This window comes from Mycobacterium ahvazicum, from assembly GCF_900176255.2.
Taxonomy (GTDB): Bacteria; Actinomycetota; Actinomycetes; order Mycobacteriales; family Mycobacteriaceae; genus Mycobacterium; species Mycobacterium ahvazicum.
In genome coordinates this window covers 1,145,835-1,170,863 of the sequence record NZ_FXEG02000005.1, presented here as the reverse complement: position 1 = coordinate 1,170,863, position 25,029 = coordinate 1,145,835, and the positions used below count along the sequence as shown (strand labels likewise).

The 25,029-nt window shown below is 67.6% G+C and carries 17 protein-coding genes; 8 read left to right on the top strand and 9 right to left on the bottom strand.

Going from position 1 to position 25,029, the window contains the following annotated elements; all coding sequences use genetic code 11:
* Positions 1-73: 73 nt before the first annotated feature.
* The 5 genes from MAAFP003_RS26710 (at position 74) to MAAFP003_RS26690 (ending at position 11,312) form a co-directional block, all read left to right on the top strand.
* Positions 74-979 carry an esterase family protein gene (locus tag MAAFP003_RS26710; RefSeq protein ID WP_423790947.1) on the top strand — a complete coding sequence of 302 codons (906 nt, stop codon included), beginning with the start codon at positions 74-76 and terminating at the stop codon, positions 977-979.
* Positions 980-1,109: 130 nt separating this feature from the next.
* Complete coding sequence (gene culp6, locus MAAFP003_RS26705; RefSeq protein ID WP_096290599.1) at positions 1,110-2,126, top strand: carboxylesterase Culp6; 1,017 nt, start codon at positions 1,110-1,112, stop codon at positions 2,124-2,126.
* Positions 2,127-2,439: 313 nt separating this feature from the next.
* Positions 2,440-4,338, top strand: coding sequence for a long-chain-fatty-acid--AMP ligase FadD32 (gene fadD32, locus MAAFP003_RS26700; RefSeq protein WP_096290598.1), 1,899 nt, complete (start codon positions 2,440-2,442; stop codon positions 4,336-4,338).
* Positions 4,339-4,349: 11 nt separating this feature from the next.
* Complete coding sequence (pks13, locus tag MAAFP003_RS26695) at positions 4,350-9,710, top strand: polyketide synthase Pks13 (protein ID WP_096290597.1); 5,361 nt, start codon at positions 4,350-4,352, stop codon at positions 9,708-9,710.
* A gap of 21 nt (positions 9,711-9,731) precedes the next feature.
* Positions 9,732-11,312 (top strand): acyl-CoA carboxylase subunit beta, encoded by a 1,581-nt coding sequence (locus MAAFP003_RS26690; RefSeq protein WP_096290596.1) that lies wholly within the window; start codon positions 9,732-9,734, stop codon positions 11,310-11,312.
* 51 nt (positions 11,313-11,363) lie between these two features.
* Here the strand turns inward: MAAFP003_RS26690 and MAAFP003_RS26685 are convergent, their stop codons facing one another.
* The 3 genes from MAAFP003_RS26685 to MAAFP003_RS26675 form a co-directional block, all read right to left on the bottom strand.
* Positions 11,364-13,157 (bottom strand): acyl-CoA dehydrogenase family protein, encoded by a 1,794-nt coding sequence (locus tag MAAFP003_RS26685; RefSeq protein ID WP_096290595.1) that lies wholly within the window; start codon positions 13,155-13,157, stop codon positions 11,364-11,366.
* A gap of 53 nt (positions 13,158-13,210) precedes the next feature.
* Positions 13,211-13,609, bottom strand: a complete 399-nt coding sequence (locus tag MAAFP003_RS26680; protein ID WP_243394237.1) for an FHA domain-containing protein — start codon at positions 13,607-13,609, stop codon at positions 13,211-13,213.
* A gap of 71 nt (positions 13,610-13,680) precedes the next feature.
* Positions 13,681-14,148 (bottom strand): hypothetical protein, encoded by a 468-nt coding sequence (locus MAAFP003_RS26675; RefSeq protein WP_096290593.1) that lies wholly within the window; start codon positions 14,146-14,148, stop codon positions 13,681-13,683.
* Positions 14,149-14,327: 179 nt separating this feature from the next.
* Between MAAFP003_RS26675 and MAAFP003_RS26670 the strand changes: the two genes are divergently transcribed.
* A complete protein-coding gene (locus MAAFP003_RS26670) occupies positions 14,328-14,594 on the top strand; it encodes a DUF1918 domain-containing protein (RefSeq protein ID WP_096290592.1) in 267 nt (88 codons plus the stop codon).
* A 24-nt stretch (positions 14,595-14,618) separates the two neighbouring features.
* Here the strand turns inward: MAAFP003_RS26670 and MAAFP003_RS26665 are convergent, their stop codons facing one another.
* The 3 genes from MAAFP003_RS26665 to MAAFP003_RS26655 form a co-directional block, all read right to left on the bottom strand.
* Complete coding sequence (locus MAAFP003_RS26665; protein ID WP_096290591.1) at positions 14,619-15,125, bottom strand: hypothetical protein; 507 nt, start codon at positions 15,123-15,125, stop codon at positions 14,619-14,621.
* 192 nt (positions 15,126-15,317) lie between these two features.
* Positions 15,318-18,551 (bottom strand): arabinosyltransferase domain-containing protein, encoded by a 3,234-nt coding sequence (locus MAAFP003_RS26660; protein WP_096290590.1) that lies wholly within the window; start codon positions 18,549-18,551, stop codon positions 15,318-15,320.
* Positions 18,548-21,859: an arabinosyltransferase domain-containing protein gene (locus tag MAAFP003_RS26655; protein ID WP_096290589.1), complete on the bottom strand. Its 3,312-nt coding sequence runs from the start codon at positions 21,857-21,859 to the stop codon at positions 18,548-18,550. The genes MAAFP003_RS26660 and MAAFP003_RS26655 overlap by 4 nt, the downstream gene beginning before the upstream one ends.
* A 136-nt stretch (positions 21,860-21,995) precedes the next feature.
* Between MAAFP003_RS26655 and MAAFP003_RS26650 the strand changes: the two genes are divergently transcribed.
* Entirely contained in the window at positions 21,996-23,129 is a 1,134-nt protein-coding gene (locus MAAFP003_RS26650) for a BTAD domain-containing putative transcriptional regulator (RefSeq protein WP_096290588.1), read from the top strand.
* 3 nt (positions 23,130-23,132) lie between these two features.
* Here the strand turns inward: MAAFP003_RS26650 and MAAFP003_RS26645 are convergent, their stop codons facing one another.
* The 3 genes from MAAFP003_RS26645 to MAAFP003_RS26635 are packed head-to-tail and all read right to left on the bottom strand — an operon-like array spanning position 23,133 to position 24,561.
* Positions 23,133-23,759 carry a maleylpyruvate isomerase family mycothiol-dependent enzyme gene (locus MAAFP003_RS26645; protein ID WP_096290587.1) on the bottom strand — a complete coding sequence of 209 codons (627 nt, stop codon included), beginning with the start codon at positions 23,757-23,759 and terminating at the stop codon, positions 23,133-23,135.
* Positions 23,756-24,241 carry an SRPBCC family protein gene (locus tag MAAFP003_RS26640; protein ID WP_096290586.1) on the bottom strand — a complete coding sequence of 162 codons (486 nt, stop codon included), beginning with the start codon at positions 24,239-24,241 and terminating at the stop codon, positions 23,756-23,758. Before MAAFP003_RS26640 ends, MAAFP003_RS26645 begins: the two co-directional genes overlap by 4 nt.
* Positions 24,238-24,561, bottom strand: coding sequence for an ArsR/SmtB family transcription factor (locus MAAFP003_RS26635; protein ID WP_207768630.1), 324 nt, complete (start codon positions 24,559-24,561; stop codon positions 24,238-24,240). Before MAAFP003_RS26635 ends, MAAFP003_RS26640 begins: the two co-directional genes overlap by 4 nt.
* Before the next feature lie 210 nt (positions 24,562-24,771).
* On the opposite strand from MAAFP003_RS26635, the gene MAAFP003_RS26630 reads away from it, so the two are divergent.
* Positions 24,772-24,996, top strand: a complete 225-nt coding sequence (locus MAAFP003_RS26630) for a hypothetical protein (protein ID WP_096290584.1) — start codon at positions 24,772-24,774, stop codon at positions 24,994-24,996.
* Positions 24,997-25,029 lie beyond the last annotated feature (33 nt).

The following is a 25,029-nucleotide window of genomic DNA, read 5'->3' as shown; positions in this document are numbered from 1 at the left end:
CTACCCTGCGGGTCGGCCGCACTTCGGCCCTGGTTACTGTGCAAACACAGCGACTACACGATGGAGGGCGGACATGGGTAGCGTGCGGGGTCTGGCGATGCTGCTGCGGGTGCTTTGCGTTGCCGCGCTGACACTCGGATTCGGCGGTCTGGCGGCCGGAATCACGGGTAAGGCCAAGGCGGCGCCCTACGAGACGCTGATGGTGCCGTCCGGCGCGATGGGCCGCGACATCCCGGTCGCCTTCCTCGGTGGTGGTCCGCACGCCGTGTATCTGCTGGATGCGTTCAACGCCGCGCCCGACGTCAGCAACTGGGTGACCGCGGGCAACGCGATGGGCACCCTGGCCGGCAAGGGGATCTCCGTGGTCGCACCCGCCGGCGGCGCCTGGAGCATGTACACCAACTGGGAGCAGGACGGCAGCAAGCAGTGGGACACCTTCCTGTCCTCCGAGCTCCCCGACTGGCTGGCCGCCAACAAGGGGCTGGCACCCGGCGGCCACGCCGCCGTGGGCGCATCCCAGGGTGGATATGCCGCGTTCGCGCTGGCGGCCTTCCACCCCGACCGTTTCGGCTTCGCCGGCTCGCTGTCCGGATTCCTGTATCCGTCGAACACCACCACGAACGGTTCGATCCTGGCCGGCCTGCAGCAATTCGGCGGCGTGGACGGCAACGGCATGTGGGGCGCTCCGCAGCTGGGCCGGTGGAAGTGGCACGATCCCTACGTGCACGCCGCGCTGCTGGCGCAGAACAACACCCGGGTGTGGGTCTGGAGTCCGACCAACATGGGCGGCGACGCGCCCGCGATGATCGGGCAGGCCGGCGAGGCGATGGGTAACAGCCGCATGTTCTACCAGCAGTACCGCAGCGTCGGCGGCCACAACGGCCACTTCGACTTCCCGGGCGGTGGCGACAACGGCTGGGGCTCGTGGGCCGGGCAGCTGGGCGCCATGTCGGGCGACATCGTGGGAGCCATCCGCTAGCCACGCGGGCCCGCTGGCAGGACGGACGGCGCGGCGCGGCGAGCCGGTACCGTGTATTGAGCAGCAGAAGGCGGGGTGGCCGCTTGCCTGGTAACAAGCTGCGACCTACCGACTCTGCTAGCAGGAGACCATGACCTCGAATGCCCAGCGGCTGCGCAAGCGCCGCCGAATTCTCGCCTGGGTGGCCGCGCTGTCCATGGCCGGCGTCGTGCTGTTGGTGATCGTGGCCGTGGTGACGATGCTGCGCAGTACCGAGGCGCCGCCCAGCGCGGTTCCGCCGGGCATTCTGCCGCCTTCCTCGACGACGACGCATCCGCACAAGCCGCGGCCGGCCTCCCAGGACGCTTCCTGCCCGGACGTGCAGATGATCGTCGTTCCCGGTACCTGGGAGTCGTCGCCGACCGACGATCCGCTCAACCCGATGCAGTTCCCGAATGCGTTGTTGCACCCAGACACCCTGGCGATCGCCCAGCAGTTCCCGTCGTCGCGGTTGCAGACGTTCACCGTCCCCTACACGGCTCAATTCAACAATCCGCTGGGCGGCGTCAAGCAGATGTCGTACAACGACAGCCGAGCCGAAGGCACCCGCGCGACGATCCAAGCGCTGACCGATATGAACAACAAGTGCCCGTTGACCAGCTACGTTCTGGTCGGCTTCTCGCAGGGCGCGGTGATCGCCGGCGATATCGCCAGCGATATCGGCAACGGGCGCGGACCCGTCGACGACGACCTGGTGTTGGGTGTGACGTTGATCGCCGACGGTCGTCGCCAGCAGGGGGTGGGCAACGACATCGGGCCGAACCCGCCGGGCCAGGGCGCGGAGGTCACCCTGCACGAGGTGCCGGTGCTGTCCGGGCTGGGTTTGACGATGACCGGCCCGCGGCCCGGCGGCTTCGGCGACCTCAACGGCAAGACCAACGAGATCTGCGCGGCCGGCGACCTGATCTGCGCGGCTCCGGACGAGGCGTTCAGCGTCGCGAACCTGCCGAATACGCTCAACACGCTGGCCGGCGGGGCGGGCCAGCCGGTCCACGCGATGTACGCCACCCCCCAGTTCTGGAACCTGGACGGCGCCACCTCCACGGATTGGACATTGAACTGGGCGCGTAATCTCATCGCAAACGCGCCACACCCCAAGCACGGGTAACCGCCCGGGTGCCTTGCACATCGCCAAGGCAATGCCGGCGAGCTGGGCAAGGGGACACAGCAGTTAGGTAGGCGGTGCCGAGGGCAATCGGCGGTACCTTGAGATTTGGTCTGCCGCGCGCTGCCGCCTAACATTAAGAGAAAACTAAGAGCGATAAGAGTTTGGTGGTTCCCGACCGGGTGAAGCTCGGCCGGACTGGCGCAAGTTTGCGCCGCGTACGAGGCCGGCCCGCGCGCAGAGAACATCGTCGGCAACGCCGACACCAGAACCGCCGGAGTAACTGACCGGCGAGTGTGTAACAGGAGAGGGCGGCATGGCGTACCACAACCCGTTCATCGTGAACGGTCGAATCAAGTTCCCGGATAACACGAACTTGGTCAAGCACGTCGAGAAATGGGCGAAGGTTCGCGGCAGCAAGCTGGCCTACCGGTTTATCGACTACTCCACCGAGCGCGACGGGGTCTACCGCGACATCGTGTGGTCGGACTTCAGCGCACGCAACCGCGCGGTAGGCGCGCGCCTGCAGCAGGTCACCGAGCCCGGCGACCGCATCGCCATCCTGTGCCCACAGAACCTGAACTACCTCATCGCCTTCTTCGGCGTGCTGTATGCCGGCCGGATCGCGGTGCCGTTGTTCGACCCCAGCGAGCCCGGCCACGTCGGCCGCCTGCACGCCGTGCTCGACGACTGCACCCCCTCGACGATCCTGACCACCACCGAGGCCGCCGAAGGCGTCCGCAAGTTCATTCGCGCCCGGGCCGCCAAGGAGCGGCCCCGCGTCATCGCCGTCGACGCCGTGCCCGACGAGGTCGCCGCCACTTGGGTCGCACCGGACGCCGACGAGAACACGATCGCCTACCTGCAGTACACCTCCGGCTCCACCCGCACCCCGACCGGCGTGCAGATCACCCACCTGAACCTGCCGACCAACGTGCTGCAGGTGCTCAACGGCCTGGAGGGCAAGGACGGCGACCGCGGCCTGTCCTGGCTGCCGTTCTTCCACGACATGGGTCTGATCACCGCCCTGCTGTCACCGGTGCTCGGCCACAGCTTCACGTTCATGACGCCCGCCGCGTTCGTGCGCCGGCCCGGCCGCTGGATCCGGGAGATGGCGCGCAAGCCCGAGGACGGCCCGGACTGCGAGGTCTTCACCGTGGCGCCCAACTTCGCGTTCGAGCACGCCGCCGTGCGCGGCGTCCCCAAGGACGGTGAGCCGCCGCTGGACTTGAGCAACGTCAAGGGCATCCTCAACGGCAGCGAACCGGTGTCCCCGGCGTCGATGCGCAAGTTCTACGAGGCGTTCGAGCCCTATGGTCTGCGCAAGACCGCGATCAAGCCGTCCTACGGTCTGGCCGAGGCGACGCTGTTCGTGTCCACCACCCCGATGGACGAAGCGCCCACCGTCATCCACGTCGACCGTGACGAGCTGAACAAGCAGCGCTTCGTCGAGGTGGCCGCGGACTCGCCGAACGCCGTCGCACAGGTATCGGCCGGCGTCATCGGCGTCGACGAGTGGGCCGTCATCGTCGATCCCGACACCGCCAGCGAGCTGCCGGACGGCCAGATCGGCGAGATCTGGCTGCACGGCAAGAACCTGGGCACCGGCTACTGGGGCAAGGAAGCCGAGACCAACGAGGTGTTCCGCAACATCCTCAAGTCGCGGATCAGCGAGTCCCACGCCGAGGGTGCCGAGGACGACGGGCTGTGGGTGCGCACCGGCGACTACGGCACCTACTTCAACGGCCACCTCTATATAGCGGGCCGCATCAAGGACCTGGTCATCATCGACGGCCGCAACCACTACCCGCAGGACCTCGAGTACTCGGCGCAGGAGGCCAGTAAGGCGCTGCGCACCGGATACGTCGCCGCGTTCTCGGTGCCGGCCAATGAACTGCCGCAGGAAGTTTTCGACAACCCGCACACCGGGCTCAAGTACGACCCCGACGACACCTCCGAGCAGCTGGTGATCGTGGCGGAGCGCGCCGCGGGCTCGCACAAGCTCGAGTACCAGCCCATCGCCGACGACATCCGGGCGGCCATTGCCGTCCGGCACGGGGTCACCGTCCGTGACTTGCTGCTGGTGCAGTCGGGGACGATTCCCCGCACCTCCAGCGGCAAGATCGGACACCGTGCCTGCCGCGCCGCCTACCTCGACGGCAGCCTGCGCAGCGGTATCGGGTCCCCGGACGCTTTTGCCAGTGCCACAGACTGAAATCAGGAACCATGGCTGACACCGAACCTGACCTGCCCGACAACTCCGACCAGGCGGCCGCCGACGGTCCTGGCGGGAACGCGCCCGCCAAGAGGACTGATTTAACGGTCCCCGAGATGCGCGAATGGCTGCGTAACTGGGTGGGCCGGGCCGTCGGGCAGTCACCCGACGCGATCGACGAGTCGATCCCGATGGTGGAACTGGGCCTGTCCTCGCGCGACGCGGTGGCAATGGCCGCCGACATCGAGGACATGACCGGTGTCACGCTGTCGGTCGCGGTGGCCTTCCAGCATCCGACCATCGAGTCGCTGGCCACCCGCATCATCGAAGGCGAGCCCGAACGCCCCGACGACGCCGGCGAAGTCGACTGGACCCGCACCGGGCCGGCCGAACGCGTCGACATCGCGATCGTCGGGCTGTCCACTCGGCTTCCCGGCGACATGAACAGCCCCGAGGAAACCTGGCAGGCCCTGATGGAGGGCCGCGACGCGATCACCGATCTGCCCGAGGGCCGCTGGTCGGAGTTCCTCGAAGAGCCGCGTATCGCCGCGCTGGTCGCCAAGGCCCGCACCCGCGGCGGTTACCTCAAGGACGTCAAGGGATTCGACTCCGAGTTCTTCGCCATCGCCAAGACCGAGGCCGACAACATCGACCCCCAGCAGCGGCTGGCGCTCGAGCTGACCTGGGAGGCCCTCGAGCACGCCCGCATCCCGGCGTCCAGCCTGCGCGGCGAGGCCGTCGGCGTGTATGTCGGTTTCTCCAACCACGACTACCAGTTCCTGGCGGTGTCTGACCCGACGGTCGCGCACCCGTACGCGATCACCGGTACCGCGAACTCGATCATCGCCAACCGGGTGTCCTACTTCTACGACTTCCGCGGCCCCTCGGTCGCGCTGGACACCGCCTGCTCGAGCTCGCTGGTGGCCACGCATCAGGCGGTGCAGGCGCTGCGCAACGGCGAATGCGACGTGGCGCTGGCCGGTGGGGTCAACGCGCTGCTCACCCCGCTGGCGACGCTTGGTTTCGACGAGATCGGCGCGGTGTTGTCTCCCGATGGCCGGATCAAGTCGTTCTCCGCCGACGCCGACGGATACACCCGCTCCGAGGGTGGCGGCATGTTCGTGCTCAAGCGGGTCGCCGACGCCCGTCGCGACGGCGACCAGATCCTGGCCGTGATCGCCGGCAGCGCGGTCAACCACGACGGCAGGTCCAACGGCCTGATCGCCCCCAACCAGGATGCCCAGGCCGAGGTGCTGCGCCGGGCGTACAAGGACGCCGGGATCGATCCGCGCAACGTCGACTACATCGAGGCGCACGGCACCGGCACCGTCCTGGGTGACCCGATCGAGGCCGAAGCATTGGGCCGGGTGGTCGGCCGAGGCCGGAGCGCCGACCGCCCCGCGCTGCTGGGCGCGATCAAAACCAATGTGGGACACCTGGAGTCGGCCGCCGGCGCGGCCAGTCTGGCCAAGGTCGTGTTGTCGTTGCAGCACAACAAGCTGCCGCCGTCGATCAACTTCGCCGGGCCGAGTCCTTACATCGACTTCGAGGGCACCCACCTGAAATTCGTTGACAGCGCGACCGATTGGCCGCGCTACGGCGGCTACGCGCTGGCCGGGGTGTCGAGCTTCGGCTTCGGTGGCGCCAACTCGCATGTGGTGGTTCGCGAGCTGTTGCCCCGCGACCTCAAAGAGCCCGAGGCCCCGGCCCAGGTCATCGCGCCGGCCGCGCCCGGCGCCGACCCGACCGAGGCGCCCACGCTGGAATCGCACTCGCTGCGGTTCGACGACTTCGGCAACATCATCACCGACGAGTATGAGATCCCGGATTTCGAGCCCGAGCTGCCGGGCGTCACCGACGAGGCGTTGGAGCTCAAAGCGGCTGCGCTGGAAGAGCTTGCGGCCCAACAGGAGTCAGAGCCCACCAAGCCATTGATTCCGCTTGCGGTGTCGGCGTTTTTGACCTCCCGCAAGAAGGCCGCCGCGGCCGAACTGGCGGACTGGATGGAAAGCCCCGAGGGGCAGGCGGTTTCGCTGGAGTCGATCGGCCGATCGCTGTCGCGGCGCAACCACGGCCGCTCGCGGGCGGTGGTGCTGGCCCACGACCACGAGGAAGCCATCAAGGGCTTGCGCGCGGTCGCCGAGGGCAAGCAACGGCCCAACGTGTTCAGTGTGGACGGTCCGGTGACCAACGGCCCGGTGTGGGTGCTCGCCGGATTCGGTGCGCAGCACCGCAAGATGGGCAAGAACCTGTACCTGCGCAACCCGGTGTTCGCCGAGTGGATCGAGAAGGTCGACGCCCTGGTGCAGGACGAGCTGGGCTACTCGGTGCTCGAGTTGATCCTGGACGACTCGCAGGACTACGGCATCGAGACCACGCAGGTCACCATCTTCGCGATCCAGATCGCGCTCGGTGAGCTGCTCAAGCATCACGGTGCCAAACCCGCTGCGGTAGTGGGACAGTCGCTGGGTGAGGCCGCCTCGGCCTACTTCGCCGGCGGCTTGTCGCTGCGCGATGCGACCCGGGCGATCTGCTCGCGCTCGCACCTGATGGGCGAGGGCGAGTCGATGCTGTTCGGCGAGTTCATCCGGCTGATGGCGCTGGTGGAGTACTCCGCCGACGAGATCAAGACGGTGTTCTCCGACTTTCCGGACCTGGAGGTGTGCGTCTACGCCGCGCCGTCCCAGACCGTCATCGGCGGACCGCCCGAGCAGGTGGACGCGATCATCGCCCGCGCGGAATCCGAGGGCAAGTTCGCCCGCAAGTTCCAGACCAAGGGCGCCAGCCACACCTCGCAGATGGACCCGCTGCTCGGCGAGCTGGCCGCGGAGCTGCAGGGCATCAAGCCGATGAGCCCCACGGCCGGGATCTACTCGACCGTGCACGAGGGCAGCTACGTCAAGCCCGGCTCGGAGCCGATCCACGACGTCGACTACTGGAAGAAGGGGCTGCGGCACAGCGTCTACTTCACCCACGGCATCCGCAACGCCGTCGACAGCGGGCACACCACGTTCCTGGAGTTGGCGCCCAACCCGGTGGCGCTGATGCAGGTGGGTCTGACCACGGCGTCGGCCGGATTGCATGACGCCCAGCTGATCCCGACGCTGGCCCGTAAGCAGGACGAGGTCGAGTCGATCACGTCGACCCTGGCGCAGCTCTACGTCTACGGACACGACCTGGACATCCGGACGATGTTCACCCCCGCCAAGGGGCCCTGGGACTACGCCAACATTCCGCCGACCCGGTTCAAGCGCAAAGAGCACTGGCTGGACGCGCACTTCAGCGGCGACGGCTCGATCATCATGCCCGGCACGCACGTCGCATTGCCGGATGGCCGCCACGTGTGGGAGTTTGCACCCCGGGGCGAGACGGCAGACCTGGCCGCGTTGGTGAGAGCCGCTGCGGCTCAGGTGATTCCGGACGCGCAGATGACGGCGGCCGAGCAGCGCGCGGTGCCGGGCGAGGGTGCCCGGCTGGTGACGACGATGACGCGGCATCCCGGCGGCGCCTCGGTGCAGGTGCATGCCCGCATCGACGAGTCGTTCACGTTGGTCTACGACGCGCTGGTCGCGCGGGCGGGTGCGGCCGTGGGCGCATTGCCCACCGCGGTGGGCGCGGGTGCCGCGATTGCACCCGTGGCCGAAGCGGGATCGACGCAAGCACCGGTCGCGGGGCCCGTCGAAGAGGACGTCGACGCGGAAACGTTGTCGGACAGCCTGACCAACCGCTACATGCCGTCCGACTTCGTCAAGTGGTCACCGGATTCCGGTGAGACCATCGCCGATCGCCTGGGCGCGATCGTCGGCGCCGCGATGGGTTACGAGCCCGAGGACCTGCCGTGGGAGGTCCCGCTGATCGAGCTGGGGCTGGACTCGTTGATGGCGGTGCGGATCAAGAACCGCGTCGAATACGACTTCGACCTGCCGCCAATCCAATTGACGGCGGTGCGTGACGCCAACCTCTACAACGTCGAGAAGCTGATCGAGTACGCGATCGAGCACCGCGACGAGGTCGAGCAGCTGCACGAGCACCAAAAGACCCAGACGGCCGAGGAGATCGCCCGGGTGCAGGCCGGGTTGCTCAGCGGCGCAACGCCGGAATCGCTGACCGCTCCCGCGCCGGATCCGCAGGCTGAGCCGCAGACCCAGCCGGCTGCACCGCCGTCGGATGTGGCGATTCCGCCGCCGCCGACCGATCCGTCCGGCCCGGCGGGCAACGGCGCCAAGCCGAACCTGGCCGGAGCGGCCGAAGCGCTCAACTCCGAAGCGGTCGCCAAGGCGCTGAACTCCGATGTGCCGCCGCGCGATGCCGCCGAGCGGGTCACGTTCGCCACTTGGGCGATCGTCACCGGCAAGTCCCCGGGCGGCATCTTCAACCCGCTGCCCAAGCTGGACGACGCCAGTGCCGCCAAGCTGGCCGAACGGCTTTCCGAGCGCGCCGAAGGGCCGATCACCGCCGAGGACGTGGTGAGCTCAGAGAACATCGAGGCGCTGGCCGAGAAGGTGCGCCAGTACCTGGAGGCCGGCACCGTCGACGGGTTCGTGCGCACGCTGCGGGCGCCGGTCGAGGGCTCGACCAAGCCACCGGTGTTCGTCTTCCACCCCGCCGGCGGATCGACGGTAGTGTACGAGCCGCTGCTCAACCGGTTGCCCGCGGACACTCCGATGTACGGGCTGGAGCGCGTCGAGGGCACGATCGAAGAACGTGCGGCGCAATACGTTCCGAAGCTGATCGAGATGCAGGGCGACGGGCCCTACATCCTGGCCGGCTGGTCGCTGGGCGGGGTGCTGGCCTACGCCTGCGCGATCGGACTCAAGAAGATGGGCAAGGACGTCGCCTGGGTGGGCCTGATCGACGCGGTGCGCGCCGGCGAAGACGTCCCGCAGACCAAGGAAGAGGTCCGCGCTCGCTGGGACCGCTACGCCCGCTTCGCCGAGAAGACCTTCCAGGTCACCATCCCCGCGATCCCGTACGAGCAGCTCGAGGAGCTCGACGACGAGGGTCAGATCCGGTTCGTGCTGGAGGCCGTCAGCCAGAGCGGGGTGCAGATCCCGGCCGGGATCATCGAGCACCAGCGCACGTCGTACCTGGACAACCGGGCCATCGACACCGCCGAGATCCAGCCTTACGACGGGCATGTGACCCTCTATATGGCCGATCGCTACCATGACGACGCGATCATGTTCGAGCCGCGATACGCCGTTCGGCAGCCGGATGGCGGTTGGGGCGAGTATGTCGCCGACCTTGAGGTCGTGCCGATCGGTGGCGAGCACATCCAGGCCATCGACGAGCCGATCATCGCCAAGGTCGGTGCGCATATGACCCAGGCGCTGAACAAGGTCGAGGCAAATTCCACGAGCCGGACGAGTTAGAACTAGATAGGTAGGCAAGTAGTGACGGATGTAGCGCCTGGGCCGGCTCCTGTCGTCCACACCACGGCCGAGAAGCTAGCCGAGCTCAACACTCGTCTGGAACTGGCCAAGGAGCCCGGCGGCGAGAAGGCCGCCGCCAAGCGCGACGCGAAGGGCATCCCCAGCGCCCGGTCCCGCATCCACGCACTGGTCGACCCGGGCACCTTCCTGGAAGTCGGGGCGCTGGCCAAGACCCCGAACGACCCCAACGCGCTCTACGGCGACGGCTGCATCACCGGCCACGCCATGATCGACGGGCGCCCGGTCGGGGTGTTCTCTCACGACCAGACCGTCTTCCAGGGCACCGTCGGCGAGATGTTCGGCCGCAAGGTGGCCCGGCTGATGGAGTGGTGCGCGATGGTCGGCTGCCCCATCATCGGCATCCAGGACTCCGGTGGTGCCCGCATCCAGGACGCGGTCACCTCGCTGGCGTGGTACGCCGAGCTGGGCCGCCGTCACGAAGCGTTGTCCGGAGTGGTGCCCCAGATCTCCCTCATCTTCGGCAAATGCGCCGGGGGAGCGGTGTATTCGCCCATCCAGGACGATCTCCTCGTCGCGGTGCGCGACCAGGGCTACTTCTTCGTCACCGGGCCCGACGTGATCAAGGAAGTCACCGGCGAGGAGATCACGCTCGACGAGCTCGGTGGCGCCGATGTCCAGGCCCGCTACGGCAACATTCATCACGTGGTCGACACCGAGGCCGAGGCGTTTCAGTACGTCCGCGACTTCCTGTCATTCCTGCCGTCCAACATCTTCGACAAACCGCCGGTCGTCAATCCCGGGCTGGAGCCCGAGATCACCCCGACCGATCTGGAACTCGACGCGATCATCCCGGACTCCGACAACGCGGCGTACGACATGCACGAGATTCTGCTACGGATCTTCGACGACGGCGATGTTCTCGAAGTCGCCTCGCAGCAGGGGCCCGCGATCATCACCGCGTTCGCCCGGGTCGACGGGCGTCCGGTCGGAGTGATCGCCAACCAGCCCATGTTCCTGGCCGGGTCGATCGACAACGAAGCCTCGGACAAGGCAACACGTTTCATCCGGTTCTGCGACATCTTCGAGCTCCCGCTCATCTTCGTCGTGGACACTCCCGGCTTCCTGCCGGGGGCCGAGCAGGAGCGCAACGGCATCATCAAACGCGGCGGCCGGTTCCTGTCCGCGGTCGTGGAGGCCGACGTACCAAAGGTCACGATCACGATCCGCAAGTCCTACGGCGGCGCCTATGCCGTGATGGGATCCCGGCAGCTGACTGCCGACTTCAACTTCGCCTGGCCCACCGCGCGCATCGCGGTGATCGGCGCCGAGGGCGCTGCCCAGCTGCTGATGAAGCGGTTCCCCGACCCGACGACGCCCGAAGCCCAGCAGATCAAGAAGGACTTCATCGAGGGCTACAACCTCAACATGGCGATCCCGTGGACGGCGGCCGAGCGCGGCTTCATCGATGCGGTCATCGATCCGCACCAGACCCGGCTGTTGATCCGTAAGTCGCTCCATCTGTTGCGAGACAAGCAGATCTGGTTCCGCGTCGGACGAAAGCACAGTCTGCTTCCGCTCTAGCCACCACGCCGAGTGTGAGTCTTACGACGCGACACGCCGTTTCGGCGTCGCTCAGTTCACGCTCGGCATGACCAGCGCGCCGGCCGCCAACTCGTCGAACCGATCCAGCGCTTCGTCCGACTCGGCGTCGATGCCGCGCAGCGGTCCGCGATCGGCCAGATACCGCTGCGCGTAAAGCTGGGCCACCAGCGCCTTGCGCTCACCGCCGCGGGTCTCCCGCTCCCAGGCCGCCTGCTCGATCAGCAGCGCGCCCGCGTACACGTCACCCATGAATTGGGCCAGCGGGTACAGACGCGCCTCGGCGACGGTGCTGTCGAGTTTGGTCCAGGCCGTGATCGCGGCATCCAGGTCCTCGATGCGGCGCGCCACCAGCCCGGTGGTCTCGTCGTCATCGGAGACCGACACCGCGTCGTGCAACCGCGCCAACAGCGTCTCGTGCGCCTGGGTCTGCTGGATGCCGCGGCGCACATCGAGACACAGGATATTGTCGGGCCCTTCCCAAATCGTGTTCACTTGTGCGTCGCGCAAAAGCCGTGCCACCGGCCAGGTTTCGATGTAGCCGTTGCCGCCGTGGATCTCGATCGCGTCCGAGGCCGCCGTGATGCCCAGCCGGCACACCTTGAGCTTGGTGACGGGCACCGCGATGCGCTGGCGCACGCTGCGCGGCTGGCGATGGTTGGCGGCGCCGGTGCCGTCGAAAACCATTGCTTGGGCGGCCTCGACGTCGACGATCAACTCGGCCAGTTTGCGTCGCATCAACGGCTTGTCGATCAGCGCGCCGCCGAACGCGTGCCGCTGCCGCGCATAGCACAGCGACTCGACCAGGGCGCGGCGCGCATTGCCCAGCCCGAACAAGGCGATGCCCAGGCGCGCGGCGTTGGTCAACTCCATCATCCGGCTCAGGCCTTTGCCATCGGAGGGGCCCGTCTGGGCATCCGGGCCACTTGGTTCACCGGACAACAGGAACGCCTCGGCGTCGACGAACTCGACCTCGCCGGACGCCACCGAGCGGGTGCCGAGCTTGTCCTTGAGCCGGCGCACCCGCACGCCGTTGCGCGAACCGTCGCGGCGGGTGCGCAGCACCAGGAAGTTGGCGATGCCGCGGGTGGAGTCGGGCGCCCCCTCCGGCTTGGCCATCACCACGAATGCCTCGCCGGCGCAGTTGGACGCAAACCACTTGAATCCGTTGAGCAACCACGAGTCACCGCTGCGCCGTGCCGTCGTCTCCAGCATCCCGAGGTCGGAGCCGCCGGTGCGTTCGGTCAGCAGCTGCGCGGTCTCGCCGGCCCATTCACCGGAGGCGAACTTGGCCTGCACATGCTCGGCCACGTCGGCCGGCGCGTAGGCGGCCACCAGCGACTGGACCATGCCGCCGCCGGTGCCCAGCGCGCAGCCCATCCCGATGTCGGCCTGGTTGAGTAGATAGTTGGACGCGAACAGCGCCAGCCCGGAGCTCACCTTCGCGGCCCGCGCGTCGGTGCGCAGTGCCTGCTGAGCCGCCAGCACCGCGCGCTTGGACTGGGTGAACGACGTCGGCATGACGACCTGGCTGACGTCGTGTCCCCACCGGTCGTAGCGCTCCAGCCGCGGCGGGTTGCGGTCCGTTTCCTCCGCCCAGCGGGCGACCGGGCCGCCCATCAGTTCACCGATACTGGTCAAATGTGGCTCTACGACCGCTAATTCATCCGGCCGCAGATAGTAGGCCATCGTGAACTGCAGCGTGGGGTCGGTGCGGTACCAGTTCAGGCCGACCGCTCCGGTGTAGTTGTCCGTCTGGTAGCGCCGCGACTTTTCCTCGGTCCAGAAGGGCAGCCGGTCCACGGCCTCAACGTCGTAGTCGCTCATCCCGCGACGGTATTACAGCCCGGACTCCGGGTGAAGACGCTGCGCCGTACGGTTCAGCTCTTCACCGGCCCGACAAGAAAGAGCAGACGGAAATTGCCGATCTGGATCTCGTCGCCGTCGCTGAGCACAGCCGAGTCGACAGGCTCACGGTTGAGATAGGTCTTGTTCAGGCTGCCGAGGTCGACGATGTGGAATTTGCCGTCTTCCCTGCGGAATTCGGCATGCCTGCGGCTGACCGTGATGTCGTCGAGGAATACGTCGCTGGCGGGATGCCGGCCGACCGTGACGACGGGCTGATCCAATCGGAACTGCGATCCGGCATTGGGACCGCGTTTCACCACCAGGACGGCCGTCCCGCTTCCCACCGTCCGCATATCCTCGACGGCTGCCTCCGCGATCGCCGCCGAGTCGTCGAAGTCGCTGGGCACGCCGTTGCGTAACGCAGCGGGCATCCTGGTGGTCCGCTGCGGGATGTGTTCTGCTGCCGCGGTCATCGTTACCTCTCGGCTCGATCAGGACTCGATCAGGCGGCTCGGGGTAACTGCGGATCGGTGCTCACGGCCTGCGGCTCCGGCCGATGCGGTAGCGGAACCCAGCCGGCGTAGGTCAGGTACAGCCCCACCAGCGCGAATGCGATGCAGATCGCCATCCACCATCCCTGCGCACCGATCATGCTGCTGGCGACCGTCGCGAAGGCCTTGGGAAAGGCCAACAGAAGCACGCCGCGCAGCGTGATGAGCCAGCCCGTCAGCGACACGATGATCGCGGCGGCGCCGTTCCAATACTGGTGGGTCGCCACGATGACCAGGCCGAAGGCCAGGATGAAGGCACCAGCCACCCACGACCACAGCGGGCTTGCCTCGAAGTCTGAAAGGACCGCCTGCATGTCCGACGCGCGCGCCACGGCCGTGACGTCGACGATGACCAGGAACGGGCCGAGCACGCGGGCGAACATGCGTGTCTTGGCCTGCGCTTGCGGTGAAGCGTCCATTGCCGTGCCTCCGTGGTGTGCTGGTTGTTCACCCTCATCGCAGCATTCGATGGCGTGCTGCGGTAGGGACGGAAGTCCCGTTCGGTTGGGAAATTCGTCAGTGGTGACTTACGGCCCTCGCCGAGCGTGCGAGCCGGGCGCATGATCGGCCCAGAGGTCACAGAGCGAGGGAGACGGCGATGAAGGCCGACGTGGGTGACTGGCTCGTGCTCAAGGGCACCACGACCGGGGTAGTGGATCAGCGCGGCTTGATCATCGAGGTGCGCGGCGCGAACGGTGCACCACCGTTTGTGGTGCGCTGGCTCGCCAGTGGCCACGAGGCGACGGTGTTTCCGGGTTCGGATGCCATCGTCGTCACGGCGGCCGAGCAGCGACGGTCCGACGAGCAGGTACGCGAACGGGTAGCCGCAATGCAGTCGGAGCTGACGCATCACCATTACCAGTGACGGTGTTGCGCCGGCCAGTGGGTGTTAGACCGGCGCGACGAACTCCGAGGTGTAGAACTCGGCCGGACTCTGCGAGTGCGGATTCGGACGCTGGATAACGACCCAGACGCCCGTCGTGCCTGGGCGGATGGTGTCGGAAACGGTCACCGTTGCGCCGCCGGCGGGGTCGGTGTCCATCCCGGAAAACGCGGTCCCGGGATCCCCGGGACCACAGCCACCCGACCCCGGCCGGGGTTCCTGAATCAAGCCGACGTCGAAATGGGCTCCCGGTTCGGGCGCGTCCGACAAGTGCACCTCGGCAATCGCTTTCCCTCCGGCGGAATGGACAATGACCGACCCGGTGCCGAGGGCAGATTGCGGCACCATAGGTACGGTACTTACCAGACTGAAATCGCAACGCCGCAATTTGCTGTCCAAAACGACTGTTGTCCCGGCTTCGGCCCCCGCGGTGGCGATCCCCGTTGTCGCCACCGTCGACATGGCCGCTATGAATGCCGCCCGGTATCCGGCGCGGCGTGTTCGTGTGTGCATAAGGTCCTCGATCCCTCCCCTGCTGTGTTACCCGGATCACAGCGGAGTAGGTATTGACCCTTATTTGCTGAATTTAAACCAATTCAGCGAATTACACCTGTGCCAATTTAATAGCTCTATTCGACCGGTGACTAATTATGATTTCCGCATTTCGTAAAACCCTTGCAAGGCAGCCGTTTTCGTCGGGCCCTTTTAGGGCTTGATCCGGATCTGGCCGGGCGACCACCATCCGGTGCGCGTCGCGGTGCCCAAGTCGAGCTGCGCGGGCTGGGCGTCGGCGATCGTCTCGAACCGGCGCAGTGACCCCCAGTCCCGGCCCCAGTCGTGGGACAGGTAGGTCGACATCACGTGGGCACGCAGCAGCAGGTCGGTGATGCCCAGCAGGCCGCCGTTGACGCCGTCCTGCCAGGTGTCGGTGTCCTGCTTCTTGGCGTTGTAGTCCGGGGTGATGCGGAACCGCGGGATCTCGGTGACACCGTTGACGTGCAACATCGGTTGCTGGCACGGGAACGCCAACCCGACCGCCCAGTCCATCAGCACCGGCTGCGTCGAGCCGACGTACTCCTGCAACGAGCGCAGTTCCGGCACCCGCGGCGGGGTCACCGCAATCCAGTCGTCGGCCGTCAGGGACAGGTCCTCGGCCACCACTCGCACCGCGACGGCGTCTGCGGGCATCGCCGAGCGCGCGAAGCGAAGATTGCGCCACACCTTGGGCTGTTCCCCGTACAGGTCGTACGGCACCAGTCGGCCACCCGGCGCCACGGTGCCGCCGGGTCCGGGCAAGCCGAATTCCAGTTCCACGGTCTGCCCGCCGGTGTGGTGGTGCAGGATGCTGTTGCCGGCGATCGTGCCCGCGGCGGTCACCACCACCAGCGGGTGCCCGGCGTCCGGCTTCGGCAGCTGGTACCACGCTGAGGTGAGCCTGCTCTGCTGTTGCGCGCCGCTGGTGTAGCTGCCGGCCACCGGCACCCGCGCGGGGTCCAGCCCGTAGGGCAACGGGAGTAGTGACCCGTTGACGCCCGGCGCCGTGAGCTTGGTCGGCCCGTACCAGTCGTAGTCGGTACCGGGCTGCGGGACCGCGGTCTCCCGCACCGCTTCGGCCAGGGTGCGTTCCGGTATCCCGTTGGGGCTGAACCCCGTTGGGTTCACTCCGCCCAGCGGGCCCAACGGGCCGTAATCACCCGGCTCCGCGGTTTTGACGGGCGCCATGAAGCCGGCATTGCTGTCCGGCTCGACGAGCACGTCGTCGGCCAGCCCGCAGCCGCCGCTGAATTCACGCAAGTTGTCCCAGGCGTTGGAGTAGGTGGGGTACTGACGCACGATGCCGGCCGTCATCGACGCGATGAACACCAGCGCCATGAAGCCGGCCGCGATCGGGATCGGCGCCGCCGTCAGTGCCCGCGCCAACCGGCCCTCGCCGTGGCTCGGGTCGGCGAAGTGTAACCACGCCGCGTACACCGCGGTAATCGCGAAGAGTGCGAAAAAGATTGTACTGATTGAGATTCCGCCGACCTTCGGCATCGAACTGTTGAACGGCACGCCATAGCTCGACACGTACCACCAACCGTTGGTGGTGGCGAAGCACAAGGCCAACACGAACATCAGCGCCGCCAGGAACGCCATGCGATTGCGCGACCAGCGCAGCACCTTCGGCGACACCAGCACCGTCGTCAGCGCGGCCATCGCCGCACCCACCGCGGCGAACAGCCCGAAGTGGTGCACCCACTTGGTCGGGGTGAACATCAGGAAGAACATGGTGCCGAAGATGACACCCATCAGCCGCCAGGCCGGGCCGCGCGCCACTCCGGGAACTCGCTTGCGCCGCAACATGATGAACAACGCGGTGAACAAGCACAGCGCGGTGACCAGGAAGCCGAACCGGCGTGACAGCGAACCGTCCACGGTCGGCAGGATCAGATAGTAGTAGCGCAGGTTCTCGGTGTACCAGGCCTGGCTGGGCCCGATGTCGGTGCGAATCCTGGTGGCTTCCAACACCGTTGACAGCGTCTGGTCGGCGAATACCACGGTGAGGATCACGAAGCCGGCGGCCAGGATCGGGGCCACCAGCGGCCAGGTGCCGACCAGGCGATGCCGCTTGACCAGAATGCGCAGGATCGGACGGCCACCGGCGACCAGCGCGGCCACCGCTATCAGACCGGTCGGCTGGACGCCCAGCGTGAATGCCGCGGTGATCACCGCCAACGCCGCCGGGGTCAGCCGAGAGGCGCACATCGAGCGCTCGATCAGCACGTAGGTGATCAGCGAACCCACCGCGATGATCGGCTCGGGGCGCAGCCCGTTGTCGAACGGCATCCACGCGGTCAGCAGGACCAGGCCCGCCGCCCAGTTCGCGGCCTTGCTCGACGTCACCGCGGGCCCCAGCCGGGGCAGCACCTCACGCGAGAGCAGCAGCCAGCACACCAGCCCGGCGATCAAGTCGGGCAGTCGCATCCACAGGCTGGCGTCGCTGACATGGGTCATCAGCGCCAGCAAGTTGTAGTACCAGCCGAACGGGTCTTCCGGACTGCCGAACCAGCGGAAGTAGTTGGACATGTAGCCGGCGCGATCGGCGACCCGGGCCATGCCCAGGATGTAGCCGTCGTCCGACGAGTTCGCCCCGATCACGTGCCACAGCACGAACCCGAAGATCACCGTGGCGTCGGCGAGGGTGAACTTGCGCCAGCGCGTCGGGATCAGCCGGTGCATCCGGTGACCGTCAAGCTGGTCCAGTCGCCACAGCGCGACCAGCGAGACGATCGTCGACAGGATCGCGCCGACCATTGCCAGCAGCTTCAATGTCGTTGGGGTGGTGGAGAACCGGGTGTCGATGGTCGCCGAGAAGCGCAATCCCGGCGGCGCCGGGCCGGTCAGATCGGTGAAGACCCCGACGATCTGCGGGCGCAAATTGGGGTCGTTGAATCCGCCGCCGAGCGGCTTGCCGGCCGGGTCGGTCAGCCCGACGAAGGTGGCGAAAGTGCCGGCACGCGTGGAGGTTATCTCGATGCGCTGGCACTGTGTGGACTCCACCTGCGCGCGCGACGCACTGGCGATCACCACGTTGCGGTCGGTGACGTCGACGCGCTTGGCGTTGACGACGACGAACAGCGCGTTGAGCGCCGCGTCCTTCCCCTTCTTGGGTGCGGTGCTCAGCACCACGCCGCCCTCGGGCGGCAGCCCGCGCGTCGCGTCGCACGGCACGGTGGCCGTCACGTCGACCGGGCTCAGGGAAATGAGCGGAGCCGTCACGCTGTTGAACTGGCCGTTTTGAGGCCAGTTCAGCATCGCGGTGGTCTGCACGACAGGCAGCAGCGGTGTGGCGACCGACAATACGAAGCCGATCAATCCGGCGATCGTGGCGACCCACCGGGTCACCCGGACGTCGTCACGGGCGGCGGCCTCGGCCGGTCTGTCGACGACGATGCTCATGGCAACGCCCGAATCGGTCCCTGGCGGCTCCAGCCGTTCACGGTCATCACACCCTGTTCGATCACGGCATCCGGCGCCTGATCACTCGGCACCAACGGGAAATACTGCTCAACCGATCCCCAGTCGCGATACCAGTCGCCGCGCAGGTAGGTCGAGATCGTCGACGTCCGCAGCATCACCTGGGTGAACAGGAACGGCCCGCCGGTCTCGCTGGCCTCCCACCCGTTCGACGACGACGCCGTCTGCTTGTGGTCGGGCAGGATGCGGAAGCCGGGAAGTTCGGCAACGCCGAGGTGTTCGGAGAACGGCCGCTGGCACGGGAAGTTCGCGGCGGTGGCGATGTCCATCAGCACGGGCGTCTGCGATCCCATCAGCTGCTGCAGGGTCTGCAGCACCGGGACCCGCGGCGGCGTGAACGCGAACCACTGATCCTCACTGAGGTTCGGGTCGTAGGCGACGATGCGGGCCACGTTGGCCTCCGGCGGCGCCCAGGTCAGTGGGAAGCGCAGATTGCGCCACGCCGGCTCGGGCCCGATGTCGATCGGCTGCACCTCGGCGAGCGGCTGGGTGGTCCCATCGGGGCGGGTGACACCCCACTGCAGTTTCAGCGACTGCCCGTAAGTGAACGTGCCGTCCTCTTTGTACGACCAGATGGCGCCCGCGGCGGATACCACCACCACCGGCCGGTCCGGTGTGCGCGGCGGCAGCTGATACCAGGACGAGGTGGCGGTGGCCGCCAGCGAGTTCTCGCCGTAGCTGCCCATCACCGGGGTGCGGGCCGGGTCGAGGCCGAACGGCAGGGCCACGTTCGACCCGTTCACCCCGACCGGGCCCTTCCCGCCGGCGGTCCCCGCGGAGTCACTCATCGCGGCGTTGGGCTTGTTGGGGGACGCGTCGGAATTCACCACCCCGGGTTTGGTCACCACCGGATAGGACCGCAGGTCGTCGCCCACCCCGCCGGGTTTGAACCCGACCGGGTTAACGCCCCCGAGCGGGCCGTCAGGTCCGAACGTCTGTCCCGGAACAGGTTGCAGCAGGCCGAGGTTGGGGTTCGGCTCGGCCAGCACGTCGTCGGCCATCGCGCAGCTGGTCTTCGAGAGCCCCGACTCCAGCGCGGCCAGGTTGGCTTTGGCCGTGGTGTAGAGCGGGTAGCGGAACACCGCGCCCTTGGCCAGCGAGCCGACCTCGCCCAGCACCATGATCGTCGCGACGATCAACAGCGGAGTGGATGCCAAGACGCGGTTACGCCGGCTCTCCTTGATCTCGGTGTGCCCGGCGTAGTCCATCCGGAAGTGCAGCCATGCGGCCAGCAGTCCGGTCGCGATCGACAGCGCCAGGAACATCGTCGTCACCGGGTGGCTGGCGACGACGGGCTGGATGTCGAACCACGGCACCCCGTAGTTGCCGACGTAGAACCAGCCGTTGACGCCCGACGTGGCGACTGCCAGCACGAACAGCAGGGCGGTCACGTACAGCGCCAGGTTGCGGCGGCTGTGCAGACCGATCCGGGCGAAGGCGAACGCGGTGATCGCGCCGAGCGCTCCGGCCAGGCTGGCGAATGCGCCGAACTGCACCGCCCATTTCGTCGGCGTGAACGTCAGCAGCAGCAGCCCGAGCGCGGTGGTGCCGATCAACCGCCAGGCCGGGCCGCTGGCCAGCCCTTGCACCCGGCCACGGCGCAGCAGCACCATCAGCATGCCGAACAGGCAGAGGAACAGCACCAGGACCGCGAAGCGCCGCGCCATCGATCCGTCGGGGTTGGACTCGACGGTGAGGAAGTAGTAGCGCAGCCAGTCCTGGTACCACGCGATCGTCGGCCCGACCTTGTATTTGATGCGGGCCGACTCGGCGATCGTCGCCAGCGTCTGGCTGCGGAACACCACCACCAGGATCAGCGACAGCGACGCCGCCAGCACGGCCAGTGGCGCGAGCAGCCCGTCGGTCGCCCGTCGGCGCCGGATGATCGTCGCGATGGCCCGGGCCCCGGTCAACAGGGCCGCGACGGCGATCAACCCCTGCGGTGCCAGCGTCACGGTGAGCATCGCGACCACGATCGCTACCGCGGCGGGAGCCAGCCGTTGCAGCGCGATCGCACGCTCCACCAGCATCCAGGTGACAATCACGCCGAGCGCGATCAGCGGCTCGGGGCGCAGGCCGTTGTTGAACGGCAGCCACGCGGCCAGGAACACCACGCCGCCGGTGAGCACCGCCACCGTGTTGGATCCCAGTCCGCCCTTGCCGGGCCCGAGCCGGCGCAGCCCCCAATGGCTAAGGATCAGCCAACAGGCGATACCGGCCAGCGTGGCCGGCAGCCGCATCCACACGCCTGCGGTGCTGACCGCCGCCAGCTTGGACAGCACGGCGAGATACCAGTCGAACGGCGCCTCGGTGGTGCCGAAGTAGCGGTAGTAGTTGGCCACGTAGCCGGCCTTCGGGGCTACCCGCGCGATGGTCAGGTTGTAGCCGTCGTCGGACGAGGTGGCGCCGATGACGTGCCACAACAGCAGCGTCGCGATCACGCCCACGTCGCTGAGCCAAGCGGCCCAGCCGACCCGCCACCAGTTGGCCCGTTGCTCACCGGGGCGGTACCGGGACAGCCACGCCACCGGGGAGCGCCAGTTGACCAGGGTGCCACCGCGGCTGTGGCGATCCAGCATCGCCAGCGCGACGATGGCGACCAGGACCGCCAGCACCCCGGCGGCCATCACCAGCTTCTTGAGGGCCGTCGGCGCCGTGATGAAGCGGGTGTCGATATCGACCCGGGCCGACAGCCCCGGTTGCGGCGCGACCTTCAGGTCGGTGAAGATACCGCCGACCTGCGGCTTCTTTTCGGCGGGCAGCACGCCGGCGGCGCCGGGGATGCCGACGAAGTCCGCCCCGGCCGCGCCCGCGTCGGCCCAGACGTGCAGCACGCTGCAGGCGCCGATCGCCGAGCGCTTGGCCACCGCGGCCACGGTGTCGCGGAACGCGACGACGACCACGTCCTTGTCGGCCCGTACGAACAGGCCGTTCTTACCCGGGTCCACGCCGCCGGTCGGCAATGTCGAGACCACTAATCCGCCGCTGTCCGGCAGGGTGGCCATCGCCGGGCAGGGAATGGAGATGTCGAGGGCCCGCGGCGCCCCGGATACCAGGGGCGAGGTGACCTGAGTGATGTGTCCGTCGACCGTGCCCTGCGGCCACAGAATGGTCGCGGTGGTCTGCTTGACCGGGAGCAACGGCACCACGAGGCACAACAGCAGGCCCGCTAGCCCGGCAACGACGGCGACCAAGCGCAGGATCGGCTGCGGTCGCTCGTCGTGGGGCACGGGGTTCGATGGTAAGCGACGCACCTTTGTCGGTTGAGGATGCGGGGCCGCGCAACGGGCCGGTTGCCGCGGTAAGTGCCGCGCACGTTCGAGGATTCATACCTTTCTCCGGCCAGGTCTGAAACCATTTACTGCGATGACGGCCTCAGGTCTGCGGTTCGGTGTGTTGGGTCCCTTGCAGGTGACCGCCAACGACACCCGGCTGAATCTGGGCGCACCGAAGCAACGCGCCGTCCTGGCGATGCTGGTGATCAACCGCAACCGGCCGGTGTCCGTCGACTCGTTGATCGGCGCGGTCTGGGACGAGGATCCGGTGCCGGCCGCGCGGATCAGCATCCAGTCCCATGTGTCCAACCTGCGGCGGCTGTTGCGCACCGCCGAGGCCGAGCAGATGCTGGCGAGCGTCCCGCCCGGTTACCAGCTCAGCATCGCCGACGCCGACTGCGACCTCGGCCGCTTCAGCACCGAGAAGGCGGCGGGCACCCAGGCCGCCGCCGCGGGCCGGTTCGAGGACGCCGGCAGCCACCTGTCCGCCGCGCTGAGCCAGTGGCGCGGGCCGGTCCTCGACGACCTGCGCGAGTTCGCCTTCGTCGACGCGTTCGCCACTGCGCTGATCGAAGAGAAGGTCGCCGTCCACACCGCCCGCGCCCAGGCAGAAATCGCCTGCGGGCGCGCCGAATCCGTCATCGGTGAGCTCGAGGCGATCACCGCCGAGTATCCGTACCGGGAACCGGTGTGGGCGCAATTGATGACCGCCTACTACATGACCGAGCGGCAATCCGACGCCCTGGGTGCGTATCGGCGACTGAAGACGGCACTGGCCGAGGGGCTCGGCATCGATCCCGGGCCGACGGTCACTGAGCTGCATGAGCGCATCCTGCGCCAGGAACCGCCGCCGCGCACCCGGGCGGCCCTGACCACCCTGAAGGTCAGCGTCGACGCGCCCGTCGTCGAGTCTGCCCCGATTCCGACCGACGGGTCGGTCGTTGTGTTGTTGCGCGACAAGGCCGGAAGCCAGTACCGGCTCCACGACGCGACCACCCGGATCGGGCGTTTCATGGACAACGACATCGTCCTCGACGACAACGACGTCAGCCGCTATCACGCCGTGATCACCGACAGCGGAACCGGTTTCGTAATCACCGATCTGCGCTCCACCAATGGCATCGAGGTGCAGGGCAAGCGCGTCCGCGGCAGCGTTGTCCTTGGCGACGGCGATCACATCAAGATCGGCAGCCGAGAGTTCACCGTCGAAATACGTTCGGAATAGCCGTTATTCGGGTAGCCTTGCCGCCAGTGTCGCGCAGCCGGGGCCGTCGAGGTCGGCCAGTGCCGCCCGGCGCCCGGCCATCGCCATCAGCAGGGCCTCACCCGGGCCGGTGACCTCGGGGCCGCTGCCGTGGGTCCAGTCGACATCGCTGGCCCGCAGCCGCAGCCCCCTGATCCGCCGGCCCGCGCCCAGGCGTGGGTTTCCCGGCACCAGGCCGAGCACCCGCTTCAGCCGTTCGGCCGGCACACTGCGGGGCCGACCCAGCGACCGGCGGATGTCCTGGTGATGGATCGTGCCGTCGACGAGGGCGATCATGCCGCCGAAACCCGCTGTCAATCCCCGCGGTTGGAGGTGGCTGCGCAGAAATACGAGCAGTTGCTGGGTGCTCAACACGGCGAATTCGTCGACCCCCACCTGATTGGCCCGGACCACCCGCCCCTTCGCGAAACGCTTCAACAGCCCGACCATGCCGAGCTCCTCGTAGCTGATCACATGTGCGACAACGTCTTTGACGGTCCACCTGGAGCACAGGCTCGGCGTCTCCCAGTCCTGCGGTGACAACGTGGTCAGGAAATCCGCAAGGTCGGCCCGCTCGTCGTGGGCCATGCTCATCATGGACGGGGCGGTCATTCCCGTACTCCGGCGGTGAGGCCGACGTAGCGCTGCAGGTACAACGGCCACCCGGCCTCGCCGTCGACTCCGTCGGCAACCGACTGCCAGCCGGGGCCGTGCCGGTCGAGGTGGCGGTGCTCGAGCTCGACACGCGTGCGTGTTTCGGACTCCGCGGTGAAACGCACCTCGACCTCGCTGGTTCGTGACTGGTCGGCTTCCGGTTGCCAGGACGGACTGATGTCCCAGGTGAACAACTGCCGGTGCGGGGGTTCGTAGGCCAGCACGCGCGCCCATCGGCACTCGGTGCCGTCGACGCCGCGGTCGTATATGTGCCCGCCCGGGTGGGTTTCGAATACCGTCTCGGCGATCGGGACCGCGAGTAGGTTGTGCTCACGTGGTTTGAAGTCACCGAACTGCTCGGTGAAGACGGCGAACGCACGCTCGATCGGGGCGTCGACGATGACCTGATGCTGAATCTCGGATCTTCGCGGCTGGGTCATGACTCCTGTCCTTCGATCTCGGGGAATTTGGCCGCGTAGTTGGCCAGGGCTTGGGTCCAGAACCGGTCCAGCTCGGCGCGCATCGCATCTAGGCCTGTCGGGTCGAGCTGGTAGACGCGGCGGGTCCCCGCCGCCTGGTCACGCACCAAGCCGGCGCATTTGAGCACCTTGAGGTGCTGTGAAACGGCCGGGCGGCTGACGGGTAGATCCCGGGCCAGTTCCCCGACGGCCGACGGACCGTGCGCAAGGCGCTCCATGATTGCCCGACGGGTGCGATCCGCCAGGGCGACCCACGCGTCACCATCGACTTGGTAAGTCATCACGAACCGTAAGTCTACGCTTACCTACCGCGAAGGGCAATGCCTGCGCGGCACCCCCAGAACATCGAATGCCCAGGTCACGGGCACATGAATTTTGCAAGGATCTCGCAAAGACCCGGCAAGCGGCGCGCGTGAGACTACCGGCGTCGGCAAACAAACCAAGAAAGAGTCGCACAAGCCGACGGCGACAAAAGCGCAAAGGAATCGATCATGAACTGGACGCGGATTATTGCCGGGGCGGTGGTGGCGGGTGGCGTTTCGGCTGCGGGGCTGGGCTTGGCCGTGTTCGCGACCTCCGATGGGCCTCAGTACTGGTGCCCCGGGGACGCGATGCCCGCTTCCCCCGGGCTCACCTGGGACATGACCGTCTGCCACCAATACCACCAGCTTTCCGGCGGCCAAATCGCCGAGGGTCCCGCGCCCGGCCGCCGCTGAATGTGGGATCGGTAGCGCTGTTGACCGGATGCA

Coding starts and splice junctions, on each gene's coding strand:
- MAAFP003_RS26710 (WP_423790947.1), top strand. CDS start 74: ATGGGTAGCGTGCGGGGTCTGGCGATGCTGCTGCGGGTGCTTTGCGTT.
- culp6 (WP_096290599.1), top strand. CDS start 1,110: ATGACCTCGAATGCCCAGCGGCTGCGCAAGCGCCGCCGAATTCTCGCC.
- fadD32 (WP_096290598.1), top strand. CDS start 2,440: ATGGCGTACCACAACCCGTTCATCGTGAACGGTCGAATCAAGTTCCCG.
- pks13 (WP_096290597.1), top strand. CDS start 4,350: ATGGCTGACACCGAACCTGACCTGCCCGACAACTCCGACCAGGCGGCC.
- MAAFP003_RS26685 (WP_096290595.1), bottom strand. CDS start 13,157: ATGAGCGACTACGACGTTGAGGCCGTGGACCGGCTGCCCTTCTGGACC.
- MAAFP003_RS26680 (WP_243394237.1), bottom strand. CDS start 13,609: ATGCCCGCTGCGTTACGCAACGGCGTGCCCAGCGACTTCGACGACTCG.
- MAAFP003_RS26675 (WP_096290593.1), bottom strand. CDS start 14,148: ATGGACGCTTCACCGCAAGCGCAGGCCAAGACACGCATGTTCGCCCGC.
- MAAFP003_RS26670 (WP_096290592.1), top strand. CDS start 14,328: ATGAAGGCCGACGTGGGTGACTGGCTCGTGCTCAAGGGCACCACGACC.
- MAAFP003_RS26665 (WP_096290591.1), bottom strand. CDS start 15,125: ATGCACACACGAACACGCCGCGCCGGATACCGGGCGGCATTCATAGCG.
- MAAFP003_RS26660 (WP_096290590.1), bottom strand. CDS start 18,551: ATGAGCATCGTCGTCGACAGACCGGCCGAGGCCGCCGCCCGTGACGAC.
- MAAFP003_RS26650 (WP_096290588.1), top strand. CDS start 21,996: ATGACGGCCTCAGGTCTGCGGTTCGGTGTGTTGGGTCCCTTGCAGGTG.
- MAAFP003_RS26645 (WP_096290587.1), bottom strand. CDS start 23,759: ATGACCGCCCCGTCCATGATGAGCATGGCCCACGACGAGCGGGCCGAC.
- MAAFP003_RS26640 (WP_096290586.1), bottom strand. CDS start 24,241: ATGACCCAGCCGCGAAGATCCGAGATTCAGCATCAGGTCATCGTCGAC.
- MAAFP003_RS26635 (WP_207768630.1), bottom strand. CDS start 24,561: ATGACTTACCAAGTCGATGGTGACGCGTGGGTCGCCCTGGCGGATCGC.
- MAAFP003_RS26630 (WP_096290584.1), top strand. CDS start 24,772: ATGAACTGGACGCGGATTATTGCCGGGGCGGTGGTGGCGGGTGGCGTT.